Genomic DNA, 13460 nt, shown 5'->3' with positions numbered 1-13460 from the left:
TCGCGGCCATGACATTTCTTGACATGCTGCACGCCGCATCCACGCACAACGGCTCGATGCTGTGCGTCGGCCTGGACCCCGAGCCCACGCGCTTTCCTGCCGCCCTGCGGGACGACCCGCGCAAGATCTACGACTTTTGCGCCGCGATCGTGGACGCCACCGCCGACCTGGTGTGCGCCTTCAAGCCGCAGATCGCCTATTTTGCCGCGCACGGCGCCGAAGACCAGCTCGAACGCCTGATGCAGCACATGCGCTGCAACGCACCCCGCGTACCCGTGATCCTCGACGCCAAGCGCGGCGACATCGGCTCCACCGCGCAGCAGTACGCGCGCGAAGCCTTCGAGCGCTACGGCGCCGACGCCGTCACGCTCTCGCCCTTCATGGGTTTCGACTCGGTCGAGCCCTACCTCGACTACCCCGGCAAGGGCGCCTTCCTGCTGTGCCGCACCTCCAACCCCGGCGGCGACGACCTGCAGAACCAGCGCCTCGCCAGCGTCGCGGGCCAGCCGCTGCTGTACGAACACGTGGCGCGCCTGGCGCAGGGGCCGTGGAACCGCAACGGCCAGCTGGGCCTGGTGGTGGGCGCCACCTACCCCGCCGAGATCGAGCGCGTGCGCGCCATTGCGCCGACGCTGCCGCTGCTGATTCCGGGCGTCGGCGCGCAGGGCGGCGATGCCGTGGCCACCGTCCAGGCCGGCTGGCGCCCGGACGGCCCGATCATCGTCAACTCCTCGCGCGCCATCCTGTACGCCAGCAACGGCGCCGACTTTGCGGCCGCCGCGCGCCGCGAGGCCCTGAAGACCCGCGACCTGCTGCAGGCCGCGCGCCCCGGCGCCTGAGCCGCGCCCTCCCCGGCCACCCGACTGCCCGATGCAGCTCAAGTGGCTGGAAGACTTCATCGTGCTGGCGCGCGAACGCAGCTTCACGCGCGCGGCCGAGCTGCGCCATGTCACGCACCCGGCGTTCGGCCGGCGCATCCGGGCGCTCGAAGCCTGGGCGGGCACGCCCCTGGTCGAGCGCCAGGGCGGGCCCGTCACGCTGACGGCGGCGGGGCGCAGCTTTCTGGACTCCGCCGCGCAGATGGCGCGCAACCTCGACCAGTCGCGCGAAGAGCTGCAGGACCTGGCCGGGCGCCAGGGCCGCACCGTGGCGCTGGCCACCGGGCGCACGCTGGCGCGCACCGTCGTGGCCGACTGGCTGGTGCGCCTGGCGCCCGTGCTGCAGGGCGGCGAGCTGCGCATCCTGACGCGCGCGCTGGCCGACACGGTGGCGATGCTCGAGAGCCACGAGGCCGACTTCTCGCTGGTCTACGACCACCGGGCGCTGGCCATTTCGCTCGATGCGCGCCAGTTCGCCCATGTCACCGTGGCCTCCGACCGGCTGGTGCCGGTGTCGCGGGCCGGCGCCCAGGGCACCGCCCTGCACCGCCTGGGCAGCGAGCACGCCGTGCCCTATCTGGCCTATGCGCCGCAGCTCGCGCTGGGCAGGCTCGTCGAAGACCACCTGGCCCACCACCCGCAGGCGCCGCGCCTGCAGCGCCTGGTGGAGTGCGACTCGGCCGACGCGCACTATGAATACGCGCGCAAGGGCCTGGGCGTGGCCTGGCTGCCATGGTCGATGGTGCACGCCGACTGCCACGGCGGCCACCTGGTACTGGCCGGCGGTGAGGGCCTGGAGGTGCACTTCGACGTGCGCCTGTACCGCCCCAAGCGGCGCCTGTCGCCGCTCGCGGAGACCGTCTGGAAAGCCATCGCGGAGCGCTGAGCGCGGCAGGGCGCGCGGTCGAAACGGCACGGCCGCGTGCCACTTCGGCACCGCCGCAGGGGTGGCCCGTTCGCACAATGGGGCGCACACCCACAAGGAGACCGCGAATGAACCGACCCCACGCACTGCGCCGCGCCACCGTGCTGGCCGCCCTGGCCCTGCTGGCCAGCGGCTTTGCCAGCGCCCAGGACGCGCCCTACCCGAGCAAGCCCATCACCATCGTGGTCGGCTACCCGCCCGGCGGCAGCACCGACCTGACGGCGCGCACTGTCGCCACCGAGCTGGGCCAGCGCCTGGGCGTGCCGGTGGTGATCGAGAACATCGGCGGTGCCGGCGGCGCCATCGGCGCGCAGAAGGTGGCCAGCGCCGCGCCCGACGGCTACACGCTGCTGGTGGGCGCGAGCAACGAGATCGCCATCAACAAGCTGGTGACGAAAAAGGTCAAGTACGACATCCAGGACTTCACCGCCATCGGCCTGATCGCCACGCAGCCGCTGGTGCTGGTGGCCTCGACCCAGGCGGGGCCGAAGACGGCGGCCGAGTTCGTGCAGAAGGTGTCGCAGAACCCCGGCAAGTTCAGCTACGGTAGCTCGGGCGTGGGCACCTCGCTGCACCTGGCTGGCGAAATGGTCAAGCAGCAGGGCAGGCTGTTCATGACGCACATCCCCTACCGCGGCGTGGCGCCGCTGACCAACGACCTGATGGGCAACAACATCGAGTACGGCGTGTTCGTGCTCTCCAGCGGCCTGCCGCACATCAAGAGCGGCAAGGTGATCGCGCTCGGCACGACCGAGGCCAAGCGCGCGCTGCAGACGCCCGACATTCCGGCCCTGGCCGAATCGCCGCAGTTCAAGCACCTCGACATCGGCGTCTGGTTCGCGCTCATGGCGCCGGCCCACCTGCCCAAGCCGGTGCAGGAGAAGATCAAGAAGGCGCTCAACGACACGCTGCAGTCGCCCGACTTCCGCAAGAAGCTCGAGGCCAGCGGCTCCACCGTCTCGGCCACCCACGTCGACATCGACCGGTTCCTGGCCGCCGAAGTGGCCAAATACCAGAAGATCGTCGCCTTTGCCAAGATCGAAGAATGAGCGCGCCGTCCCTGGCTTTTGACCTGCCCGCGCCCGACCTCGCCGCCTGGCGCGACGGCAACACCGGCACCGAGGGTGTCTGGCACTTCGACTCGGGCCGGCCCGGCCGCCGCGTGCTGCTCAGCGCGCTGGTGCACGGCAACGAGTTGTGCGGCGCCTGGGCGCTCCAGGGCCTGCTCGAAGCGGGCCTGCGCCCGCAGCAGGGTGCGCTCACGCTGGCGTTCTGCAACCTCGGCGCCTTCGACCGCTTCGACCCCGCGGCCCACGACGCCGCGCGCTTCACCGACGAGGACCTGAACCGCCAGTGGCTGGACGCGCGCATCGATGCCGGCGACACGCGCGAGCGCCGCCGCGCCGCGCAGCTGCGCCCCTTCGTCGCCCAGGCCGACTGGCTGCTCGACCTCCATTCGATGCACGAGCCCTCGGCGCCGCTCTTGCTCACCGGCATGCAGCCGCGCAACCTGGAGCTGGCGCGCACGCTGCGCAGCCCCGAGCACATCGTGGTCGATGCCGGCCACCAGGACGGCGTGCGCATGCGCGACTACGGGCGCTTCGGCCTGCCCGACGCGCAGGCGCCGGACACGCGCTCGCTGCTGGTCGAATGCGGCTTCCACGGCGACCCGGCCAGCCGCGCCGTGGCGCAGGACCTGTGCGTGCGCTTCATCGCCGCCTCGGGCGTGGTCGACGCCGCCGAACTGGCGCGCCGGCTGCCCGGCTGGCGCCAGAGCGACGCGCCGCGCCAGTGGGCGCTCGAAGTGACCGGCGCGGTCGTCGCCCGCAGCAGCGGCTTTCGCTTCAACGCGCCGTTCACCGGGCTGGAGGTGATTGCAAAAGCCGGCACCGTGATCGGCGACAACGACGGCGAAGCCGTCGCCACGCCGTACGGCGACTGCGTGCTGGTGATGCCGTCCACGCGCCAGGCGCGCGCCGGCGTCACGGTGGTGCGCTGGGCGCGCCGGCGCCTGCTCTGAATCGCAGTCAAAAAAGTGAGCTGCTTGCGCACGCCACACCTTGATTGGAGGCATATTTCTATCTGAAACATATATGGAGCCGGCGCAGAAAGCTCCTGTTTTTGATGAATTAAGCGGACTCCGAGGCCGATGGCTGCCGATGGACCCGGACGCCAGGCAGGCTGCGCGCAGGGGCATGGCGCCGTCCCACGCGGCAGTAATATGGGCGTTCCGCCGCACGCCGGGACGGCCGCGGTGGTATCGGCAGCAGGGAGGCGCAGATGGAATCCACGGCCCAGGGCAAGACCGCCTTTGTATTTGCCGGCGGCGGCAGTTTCGGCGCGATCCAGGTCGGCATGCTGCATGCGCTGGTGGCCCATGGCGTGCAGCCCGATCTGGTGGTGGGCGCCTCGGTCGGCGCCATCAATGGCGCGTATTTCGCGGGCGATCCGACGCTGGCCGGTGTGGAGCGGCTGGAGGCGCTCTGGTGCAATCTCAAGCGCAGCACCCTCTTTCCCATGACTTTCAGCCGCCTGGCCGGCCTGTTTTCGCGTTCGCCGGCGCTGGTCGATGCCAGCGGGCTGCAGGCCTTGATTGCACAGCATTTGCCCTACAGCCGGTTGGAGCAGGCGGCGCTGCCGATGCATGTGGTCGCCACCGAGCAGCTGCACGGCCATTCGGTCTGTCTGTCGTCGGGGCCGGCCGTGGAGGCGATCCTGGCCAGTTGCGCGATCCCGGCGATCTTTCCGCCGGTGCGGGTGGGCAAGGATTACCTGATCGACGGCGCGATCGCCGGCAACACCCCGGTCATGGCGGCGGTGGCGCTGGGGGCGACCCGGCTGGTCGTGCTGCCCACCGGCTATGCCTGCGCCTTGAGCGCGCCGCCGGCCAGCGCCATCGCCAGTGCGCTGCACGCGCTCAACATGCTGATCGCGCACCAGCTGGTGCAAGACCTGGAGTTGCTGGCCGATCGCTTCGAGGTGCTGACGGTGCCGCCGCTGTGCCCGCTGGCGGCCTCGGCCTACGATTTTTCGCGCGCGCACGAGCTGATAGAGCGGGCCAAGAAAAATACCCGGCGCTGGCTGGAGGGCGGCGGCCTGCAGCGGCCGGGCGTTCCGGGCGCGCTGCGACCGCATGTGGATTGAGACGGGTCCAGCCCATCAAAATGCCTTGCATGGGGGCGGATTCCCATGCATTGCGCGTGCAGGCACCGGCTCTGAATTCAAAAAAGTGAGCTGCTTGCGCTCGCCATACCTTGGTTTCATGCACATTTCTATCTGAAACAGAGATGAAGCCGACGCAGGCAGCTCCTGTTTTTGATATGCACCCCGCGCCGTGCCGCTACCGGGCGCCCCAGCGCGGCCCCAGCACCACGCACAGCAGGGCCAGCACCACGCAGGCCACGCCGGCCCACTGCCAGGGCGTGACCACCTCGCCCAGCACCAGCAGGCCCGCCGCCAGCCCGACCACGGGCACGCCCAGGCTGAACGGCGCCACGCGGTTGGCCGGGTGGCGCGTGAGCAGGCGCGTCCACAGACCATAGCCGAGCACGGTGGCGGCCCAGCCCAGGTAGGCGACCGACAGCCAGCCCAGCAGCGGCACGCCGGCCCAGGCCGCGCCCTGCAGCCAGCGGCCGGCGTCGGGATCGAGCCAGGCCGACAGCGCCACAAAGGGCAGCACCGGCACCAAGCAGCTCCAGACCACGAAGGCCAGCGGGTCGTAGCCGGGCGCCTTCTGGTTCACGAGCCGCGCCACGATGTTCGAGCCCGCCCAGGAGCTGGCCGCGCACAGCGTCAGCAGCAGGCCGGCCAGCGTGGTGTCGGCCGCGCCCGCGCCGCTGGCGCCGAGCTGGCCCAGGGCAAAGCACAGCAGGCCCAGCGCGGCCAGGCCCATGCCCCACTGCAGCGGCCGGCCGGGCCGCTCCTGCAGCAGCGCGAAGCCAAACAGCGCCGTGAAGAACACCTGCGTCTGCATCAGCACGCTGGCCAGCGCCGCCGTCATGCCCACCTGCAGCGCCACGAACAGAAAGCCGAACTGCCCCAGGCCCTGCAGCAGCCCGAACAGCACCACCCAGCGCCAGTGCACGCGCGGCGCGCGCACCAGCAGCACCAACGGCAGTGCCGCGCACAGGTAGCGCGCCGCCCCGAGCTGGAAAGGCGTGAAGCTGCGCAGCCCCCACTTCATGGCGACAAAGTTCAGCCCCCACAGCACCACGACGGCCAGCGCGGCCAGCAGATCGCGCGCCGACATCGGGGCCTGGGCCGCCGCGCGGCCGCTCATGGGCGGGCGTCGGCGGTGGGCGCGGTGTGCGGCAGGCAGGGCAGGCGGCAAGGGGAGGAGCATGGCAGGGCGGCGCGTGCGGCGCGCCGGCAACAGGGCGGAGAAGCGCCATTATGGCCAGACGCTTGCCGGGCGCTGGCGCCTGCGCGGTCCCGTCCGCGACCGCCCGCCGCGGCCGGATTGACGTGCGTCAATGCGGCCGCGGGGCGCAGGCGTACATTCGCGCTGTTTACATTAAGTTGCACTTCAAGCGGGACATGGACGGGCGGTTCTCCACCGCGCCTTCCGCTCGCCGCCTGGAGGCTGACCCTGTCCATGCCTTTTCTCCATCGCCTCCACCTGCTGCAAAAATTCCTCATCCTGGGGGTGATCGGGCTCATGATGAGCGTGCCGCCCACCTGGGTGGCCGTGCGCCAGGCGCTGGACGACATCGCCCAGGCACGGCGGGAGGTGCAGGGCGCAGCGCCGCTGCGGGCACTCAACGAGGTGCTGCAGCTGCTGCAGGTGCACCGCGGCCTCTCGGCGGCCATGCTCGGGGGCAACGAGGCACTGGCCGCGCGCCGCCCGGCCGTGCGCGACGCGCTCGCCAGCGCTATCCGCATGGTGGATGCGCGCCTGGCCGCGGCCCCCACCCCGGCCGCGCCGCTGGCCCAGTGGGCGCAGCTGCGCCAGCGCTGGCAGGCGCTGGAGCCGGCGGTGGCCGCGCGCCAGCTGCCGCCCGCGCAGAGCATGGCGCAGCACAGCGCCCTGATCGCCGCCGTGATGGAGCTGAGCGAAACCCTGCTGCATGCCTACGGCCTGCAGACCGACCCGCACGCCGACACGCACGCCATCATCCAGGCCGCGCTGGTGCACGCGCCGATGCTGGCCGAAAAGCTCGGCGTGATGCGCGCCCAGGGCACGGGCTTCCTCGGCCAGGGCGAGCTGCCGCCCCAGGGGCGCGGCCAGTTGCTCGTGCTGCAGCAGCGCGCGGCCGAACTGCAGAGCCAGACCTTTCGCAGCTTTGCGCGCGCCGGGGCCGCCAACCCCGCGCTGGCCCAGGCGCTGGGCACGGCGCAGCAGAGCGTGCAGGGCCAGGTCGACGCCGCCCTGCAGCTGGCCGAGCGCGAGCTGCTCGCCGCCGAGGTGCTGCGCTTGGCGCCGCACGCGTACTTCGACGCCTTCACGCGCAGCATCGACGCGCTGTATGCCTTCAACGGCCAGGCGCTGGAGCGGCTGGGCGACACCTTGAACGCCCGCGCGGCCTCCCTGCAGCGCGACCTGTGGCTGCTCGTCGTGGCGCTGGCCGGCACGCTGGCGCTGACCTGCGCGCTGGCCCTGGTGTTCGTGCGCTCGATCACCGAGCCGCTGGCCCAGGCGGTGCAGCTGGCGCGCGCCGTGGCGCTCGGCGACCTCGGCGGCACCGCCCTGGTCCATGGCACGAACGAGGTCGGCCAGCTGCTGGCCGCCTTGCAGCAGATGCGCGAGCAGCTCATGCGGGTGGTGCGCAACGTGCGCGGCGGCGCCGAGAGCGTGGCGATTGCCAGCGTGCAGATCGCGCAGGGCAACACAGACCTGTCGGCCCGCACCGAAAGCCAGGCCAGCGCACTCGAGCAAACGGCCGCCTCCATGGAGCAGCTCAGCTCCACCGTGGCGCAAAACGCCGACAGCGCGCGCCAGGCGAGCGCGCTGGCCGAGAGCGCCAGCACCGTGGCCGTGCAGGGCGGCGCCGTCGTGGGGCAGGTCATGGAGACCATGCAGGGCATCAACGAGGCGTCGCACAAGATCGCCGACATCATCGGCGTGATCGACTCGATCGCGTTCCAGACCAACATCCTCGCGCTCAACGCCGCCGTCGAGGCGGCGCGCGCGGGCGAGCAGGGCCGCGGCTTTGCGGTGGTGGCCAGCGAGGTGCGCTCGCTCGCCGGGCGCAGCGCCGAGGCAGCGCGCGAGATCAAGGCGCTGATCGGCGCGAGCGTGGCGCGCGTGGAGCAGGGCAACGCCCAGGTCCACCGCGCGGGCGCCACCATGACCGACGTGGTGGGCGCGATCCGCCGCGTGACCGACATCGTGGGCGAGATCAGCGCCGCCAGCCGCGAGCAGTCGCTGGGCGTCTCGCAGGTGGGCGAAGCGGTCACGCAGATGGACCAGGTGACGCAGCAAAACGCCGCCCTGGTCGAAGAGATGGCCGGCGCCGCCAGCAGCCTCAAGGGCCAGGCCGAAGACCTGGTGCAGGTGGTGTCGGTGTTCCGCCTCGAGGGCGATGGCGCTGCGGTGGCCCCTGGGGCCGCAGTCGGCCCCAGGGTGCTACAAATTCAATAGCTTTCGGCGCTGGCTGCACCAGCGTAAAACCGCTTTTTGGTCTAAATGCCGCGCCCCTGCGCCAGGTAGCGCGCCAGGTAGCGCCCGGTGTGGCTGGCCGGGTTGTCCGCCAGCATCTCGGGCGTGCCCACGCCCACCACGGTGCCGCCGCCGGCGCCGCCCTCGGGCCCCATGTCGATGAGCCAGTCGGCGGTCTTGATGACGTCGAGGTTGTGCTCGATCACGACGATGGTGTTGCCCGCGTCGCGCAGCTGGTGCAGCACTTTCAGGAGCAGGTCGATGTCGGCGAAGTGCAGGCCGGTGGTTGGCTCGTCGAGGATGTAGAGCGTGCGGCCGGTGTCGCGCTTGGAGAGCTCCTGCGCGAGCTTGACGCGCTGCGCCTCGCCGCCCGAGAGCGTGGTGGCGCTCTGGCCCAGGCGGATGTACGACAGCCCCACCTGCAGCAGCGTCTGCAGCTTGCGCGCAATGGTCGGCACATCGTGGAAGAAGGCGTACGCGTCCTCCACCGTCAGGTCCAGGATCTGCGCGATGTTGCGGCCCTTCCACTGCACTTCGAGCGTCTCGCGGTTGTAGCGCTGGCCGTGGCAGATGTCGCAGGGCACGTAGACGTCGGGCAGGAAGTGCATCTCCACCTTGACCACGCCATCGCCCTGGCAGGCCTCGCAGCGCCCGCCTGCCACGTTGAACGAGAAGCGCCCCGGCCCGTAGCCGCGCTCCTTGGCGGTGTTGACCTCGGCCATCAGCTCGCGGATCGGCGTGAACAGGCCGGTGTAGGTGGCGGGGTTGCTGCGCGGCGTGCGGCCGATGGGCGACTGGTCGACGTTGATGACCTTGTCGAAGTACTCGATGCCGACGATCTCGGCGTGCGCCGCCGGCTCGTCGTGCGCGCGGTAGAGCTGGCGCGCCACGGCCTTGTGCAGCGTGTCGTTGACCAGCGTGCTCTTGCCCGAGCCCGAGACGCCGGTCACGCAGGTGAACAGGCCGACGGGGAAGTCCACGCTGACGTTCTTCAGGTTGTGGCCCGTGGCGCCGACCACGCGCAGCGCCTGCAGCGCGCCCTGGCGCGCGTGGTGCTCGGCCAGGCGATCGGCGCGCCGTTGGCTCGCTTCGGTGGCCGGAAAGCGCGACTTGCCCGCCGGGGCCGGTGCCGGTGCGGCCCGCGCCGGCAGCCAGGGCGTGCGCCGCGCGGGCACGGCGATCCGCAGCGTGCCCGCCAGGTACTGGCCCGTGAGCGAATCGGGGTGGTCGCGCACCTCGCCGTACGTGCCCTGGGCCATCACGCGCCCGCCGTGCACGCCCGCGCCCGGGCCCATGTCGATGATCTGGTCGGCCGCGCGCATCATGTCCTCGTCGTGCTCGACGACGATCACGCTGTTGCCGATGTCGCGCAGGTGCTGCAGCGTCGCGATCAGGCGGTCGTTGTCGCGCTGGTGCAGGCCGATGCTGGGCTCGTCGAGCACGTACATCACGCCCGTCAGGCCCGAGCCGATCTGGCTGGCGAGGCGAATGCGCTGCGCCTCGCCGCCCGAGAGCGTCTCGGCGCTGCGGTCCAGGCTCAGGTAATTGAGGCCCACGTCGTTGAGGAACTGCAGGCGCGTGGCGATCTCGCGCACCACCTTGTCGGCGATGTCGGCCTTGGCGCCCGACAGCTGCAGCGCGGCAAACCAGGCGTGCGCCTCGCTCAGCGTGGCGTGGCTGATGTCGAAAATCGCCTTCGCGTCTGCGCCCTCGCCCAGCTTCACGTGGCGCGCCTCGCGGCGCAGGCGCGCGCCGTGGCAGTCGGGGCAGGGCTGGGTGCTGCGCAGGCGCGCCAGGTCCTCGCGCACCACGGTGGAGTCGGTTTCGCGCCAGCGCCGCGCCATGTTGGGCAGGATGCCCTCGAACGGGTGGTGCTTGACGAGCGGCTTGCCCTGGTTCGGCCCGCTGTCCACCAGGTAGTGGAAGGCGATGTCCTCGTCGCCCGAGCCCTGCAGCACGGCGCTCTGCACCTTCTCGGGCAGGCTCTCGAAGGGCGCCTCGATGTCGAAGCCGTAGTGCCGCGCGAGGCTCTCGAGCAGCGCGAAGTAGTGGGCATTGCGCCGGTCCCAGCCCTTGATGGCGCCACTGGCCAGGCTCAAGCCCGGGAAGGCGACGACCCGCGCCGCATCGAACACCTCGCGCTGGCCCAGACCGTCGCAGACCGGGCACGCGCCCAGTGGCGAGTTGAACGAGAACAGGCGCGGCTCGAGCTCGGGCAGCGAATAGTTGCAGACCGGGCAGGCGAACTTGCTGCTGAACAGGTGCTCGGCGCCGCTGTCCATCTCGAGCGCCAGCACGCGCCCGCCGGCTTCGGCGCCGCCCACGCCCTCACCGACCCGCAGCGCGGCCTCGAAGCTCTCGGCCAGGCGCTGCTGCAGGTCGGAGCGCACCCTGACGCGGTCGACCACGACGTCGATGTTGTGCTTCTCGGCCTTCTTGAGCGCCGGCAGGTTGCCGTGCTCATAGACCTGGCCATCGACCCGGAAGCGCACATAGCCGCGCGCCTGCATCTCGGCAAACAGCTCGGTGAACTCGCCCTTCTTCTCGCGCGCCACGGGGGCCAGGACCATCAGCCGCGTCTCGGGCGGCAGCGCCAGCACCGCGTCGACCATCTGGCTCACGGTCTGCGACTGCAGCGCCAGGCCGTGGTCGGGGCAGTAGGGCGTGCCGGCGCGCGCGTAGAGCAGGCGCAGGTAGTCGTGGATCTCGGTCACCGTGCCCACGGTGGAGCGCGGGTTGTGGCTGGTGGCCTTCTGCTCGATGGCGATGGCGGGCGAGAGGCCCTCGATCAGGTCCACATCGGGCTTGTCCAGCCGCCCGAGGAACTGGCGCGCATAGGTCGAGAGGCTCTCGACATAGCGGCGTTGGCCCTCGGCATAGAGCGTGTCGAACGCCAGGCTGGACTTGCCCGAGCCCGACAGACCGGTGACCACAACCAGCTGGTTGCGCGGGATGTCAAGGTCGAGGTTCTGCAGGTTGTGCGTGCGCGCGCCGCGGATGCTGATGCGCGCCTGCTGGCGCAGCACCTGGGCCAGCGGACGGCCTTCGGGCAGGGGTGGGGCGGCCGCGGGGCGGGGGGGGACGGGAGGGTTCACGGTGGGCGCGCGCCTGGGCTGGGGGAAACCCCCCATGATAGCCAGGGCGGCGGCCGCAGCGGGCCGCGGCCGCCGCCCTGGATCGCGCACAATGGGCGTTTTTGTTGCCAACGCCGCCCCGCGCCCCAGGCGCTGCCCCGCGTCTCCGAGCCCACCGTGCCCCCATCGACCCGTGTTTCCACCGCCGCGCCAGCGTCCGCGCCGCCCGCCCCCCCATCCACCGCCATGACGGCGCTGGAGCGCCGCTCCAGCGTCTCGCTGGCGCTGATCTTTGCCCTGCGCATGCTGGGGCTGTTCCTCGTGCTGCCGGTGTTCGCGCTCGAAGCCCGCAAGTACCCGGGCGGCGACGATCCGGCGCTGGTCGGCCTCGCCATGGGCATTTACGGCCTCACGCAGGCGTTCCTGCAGCTGCCGCTGGGCATGGCCTCGGACCGCTTCGGGCGCAAGCGCGTCATCGTGCTCGGCCTGCTGGTGTTTGCCGCAGGCAGCCTGCTGGCGGCGCTGGCCGACACGCTCACCGGGCTGCTCGTGGGCCGCGCGCTGCAGGGCGCGGGCGCCGTGTCGGCGGCCGTCACGGCCCTGCTGGCCGACCAGACGCGCGACGCGGTGCGCACCAAGGCCATGGCGCTGGTGGGCGGCAGCATCGGCCTGATGTTTGCCCTGGCGCTGGTCGCCGCGCCGCTGCTGGCCGCGCACATCGGCCTGGCCGGTCTGTTCGCGCTGACCTGCGCGCTGGCGCTGGGCGGTGCCGCCGTCGTCGTCTGGTGGGTGCCGCCCGAGCCGGCACAGCATGCGAACGCGCCGCGCGGGCGCATGGCCGACGTGTGGAAAAACGCCGACCTGCTGCGCCTGAACCTGGGCGTGTTCGTGTTGCACACCGTGCAGATGGCGATGTGGGTGGCCGTGCCGGCGCTGCTGGTGCAGGCGGGCCTGGCCAAGGGCCAGCACTGGCAGGTGTATTTGCCGGCGGTGGTGCTGTCCTTCGTGTTCATGGGCGCGCTGTTTGCGCTCGAGCGGCGCGGGCGCCTGCGCGGCGCGCTGCTGTTCTCGATTGCGCTGGTGCTCGCGGTGCAGGCCGGCCTGGGCTGGCTCGGCTGGGACGCGGCCAGTGGCCAGGCGCCCGCGCTGTGGACGCTGGGCGCCCTGCTGTTCGTGTTCTTCTGCGGCTTCAACGCGCTCGAGGCCAGCCAGCCCAGCCTGGTCTCGCGCATGGCGCCGGCCGCGCTGCGCGGCGCAGCGCTGGGCACCTACAACACGCTGCAGTCGCTGGGCCTGTTTGCCGGTGGCGCGCTCGGCGGGGCGCTGCTCAAGTGGGCCGGCGCGCCGGGCCTGTTTGCCGCGACCGCGCTGCTGACGGCGCTGTGGCTGGTGCTGACCTGGCCGCTCAAGCCCGTGGCGCGCGCGCCGCATTGACCGCCCGGACCATGCCCTGGGTGGCGGGGATCTTCCCGCCCTTGCGGCACAATCGGGCGTTTGGCGCGCGCACAGCGCCACCCAACTTCGAGGTAGAGCAGCATGGCATCCATCAACAAAGTCATCATCGTCGGCAACCTGGGGCGCGACCCGGAAATGCGCACCTTTCCCAGCGGTGACGCGGTGGCCAACGTGACCATCGCCACCACCGACAAATGGAAGGACAAGGCCAGCGGCGAAATGCGCGAGGCCACCGAGTGGCACCGCGTCGTCTTCAACGGGCGCCTGGCCGAAATCGTCGGCCAGTACCTGCGCAAGGGCTCGCAGGTCTACGTCGAAGGCTCCTTGCGCACGCGCAAGTGGACCGACCAGGCCGGCGTCGAAAAATTCACCACCGAGATCCGTGCCGACAACATGCAGATGTTGGGCGGCCGCCAGGGCATGGGCGGCGCAGCCCAGGGCGGCGGCTACGACGACGGCGGCTACGGCGGCGATGCGGGGGGTGGTGGCGGCTACGAGGCGCCGCGCCGCGCCGCGCCTGCGCCCGCCGC

The 13460-nt window shown here is 71.5% G+C and carries 10 protein-coding genes; 8 read left to right on the top strand and 2 right to left on the bottom strand.

The genetic code is table 11. The features are described 5' to 3' along the window. Positions 1 to 8 precede the first annotated feature (8 nt). The 5 genes from pyrF (at position 9) to B2J86_RS11970 (ending at position 4947) form a co-directional block, all read left to right on the top strand. Positions 9 to 839 carry an orotidine-5'-phosphate decarboxylase gene (gene pyrF / locus B2J86_RS11990; RefSeq protein WP_173025705.1) on the top strand — a complete coding sequence of 277 codons (831 nt, stop codon included), beginning with the start codon at positions 9 to 11 and terminating at the stop codon, positions 837 to 839. A 31-nt stretch (positions 840 to 870) separates the two neighbouring features. Beyond that, positions 871 to 1764 (top strand): LysR family transcriptional regulator, encoded by an 894-nt coding sequence (locus tag B2J86_RS11985; protein ID WP_173025704.1) that lies wholly within the window; start codon positions 871 to 873, stop codon positions 1762 to 1764. A 107-nt stretch (positions 1765 to 1871) separates the two neighbouring features. Next, the gene (locus B2J86_RS11980; protein WP_173025703.1) at positions 1872 to 2852 is read left to right on the top strand and encodes a tripartite tricarboxylate transporter substrate binding protein; all 981 of its coding nucleotides are present in this window, start codon (positions 1872 to 1874) and stop codon (positions 2850 to 2852) included. Continuing rightward, complete coding sequence (locus B2J86_RS11975) at positions 2849 to 3823, top strand: succinylglutamate desuccinylase/aspartoacylase family protein (protein ID WP_173025702.1); 975 nt, start codon at positions 2849 to 2851, stop codon at positions 3821 to 3823. The genes B2J86_RS11980 and B2J86_RS11975 overlap by 4 nt, the downstream gene beginning before the upstream one ends. Before the next feature lie 260 nt (positions 3824 to 4083). Continuing rightward, positions 4084 to 4947, top strand: coding sequence for a patatin-like phospholipase family protein (locus tag B2J86_RS11970; protein ID WP_169168704.1), 864 nt, complete (start codon positions 4084 to 4086; stop codon positions 4945 to 4947). A gap of 196 nt (positions 4948 to 5143) precedes the next feature. Here B2J86_RS11970 and B2J86_RS11965 read toward each other — a convergent pair whose 3' ends face one another. Continuing rightward, entirely contained in the window at positions 5144 to 6082 is a 939-nt protein-coding gene (locus B2J86_RS11965) for an EamA family transporter (RefSeq protein WP_169168705.1), read from the bottom strand. 315 nt (positions 6083 to 6397) lie between these two features. Here B2J86_RS11965 and B2J86_RS11960 point away from each other — a divergent pair, with 315 nt between their 5' ends. After that, positions 6398 to 8383: a methyl-accepting chemotaxis protein gene (locus B2J86_RS11960; RefSeq protein WP_173025701.1), complete on the top strand. Its 1986-nt coding sequence runs from the start codon at positions 6398 to 6400 to the stop codon at positions 8381 to 8383. 41 nt (positions 8384 to 8424) lie between these two features. Here the strand turns inward: B2J86_RS11960 and uvrA are convergent, their stop codons facing one another. Continuing rightward, positions 8425 to 11532 (bottom strand): excinuclease ABC subunit UvrA, encoded by a 3108-nt coding sequence (uvrA, locus tag B2J86_RS11955; protein WP_173025700.1) that lies wholly within the window; start codon positions 11530 to 11532, stop codon positions 8425 to 8427. 189 nt (positions 11533 to 11721) lie between these two features. On the opposite strand from uvrA, the gene B2J86_RS11950 reads away from it, so the two are divergent. Together B2J86_RS11950 and ssb are read left to right on the top strand one after the other, a co-directional pair. Further along, complete coding sequence (locus B2J86_RS11950) at positions 11722 to 12909, top strand: MFS transporter (protein WP_173025744.1); 1188 nt, start codon at positions 11722 to 11724, stop codon at positions 12907 to 12909. A 102-nt stretch (positions 12910 to 13011) separates the two neighbouring features. Then, the coding region (gene ssb / locus B2J86_RS11945; RefSeq protein WP_173025699.1) for a single-stranded DNA-binding protein at positions 13012 to 13460 on the top strand (449 nt) is incomplete at its 3' end.

Source organism: Acidovorax sp. SRB_14 (assembly GCF_012932145.1).
GTDB lineage: Bacteria > Pseudomonadota > Gammaproteobacteria > Burkholderiales > Burkholderiaceae_C > Simplicispira.
Note: the sequence above shows the minus strand (reverse complement) of the source record. Positions and strands in the feature narration are given on the sequence as shown.

Bases quoted from the DNA above. Each gene is read 5' to 3' on its own strand.
- pyrF (WP_173025705.1), top strand. From the start codon at position 9: ATGACATTTCTTGACATGCTGCACGCCGCATCCACGCACAACGGCTCG.
- B2J86_RS11985 (WP_173025704.1), top strand. From the start codon at position 871: ATGCAGCTCAAGTGGCTGGAAGACTTCATCGTGCTGGCGCGCGAACGC.
- B2J86_RS11980 (WP_173025703.1), top strand. From the start codon at position 1,872: ATGAACCGACCCCACGCACTGCGCCGCGCCACCGTGCTGGCCGCCCTG.
- B2J86_RS11975 (WP_173025702.1), top strand. From the start codon at position 2,849: ATGAGCGCGCCGTCCCTGGCTTTTGACCTGCCCGCGCCCGACCTCGCC.
- B2J86_RS11970 (WP_169168704.1), top strand. From the start codon at position 4,084: ATGGAATCCACGGCCCAGGGCAAGACCGCCTTTGTATTTGCCGGCGGC.
- B2J86_RS11965 (WP_169168705.1), bottom strand. From the start codon at position 6,082: ATGAGCGGCCGCGCGGCGGCCCAGGCCCCGATGTCGGCGCGCGATCTG.
- B2J86_RS11960 (WP_173025701.1), top strand. From the start codon at position 6,398: ATGCCTTTTCTCCATCGCCTCCACCTGCTGCAAAAATTCCTCATCCTG.
- uvrA (WP_173025700.1), bottom strand. From the start codon at position 11,532: ATGGGGGGTTTCCCCCAGCCCAGGCGCGCGCCCACCGTGAACCCTCCC.
- B2J86_RS11950 (WP_173025744.1), top strand. From the start codon at position 11,722: ATGACGGCGCTGGAGCGCCGCTCCAGCGTCTCGCTGGCGCTGATCTTT.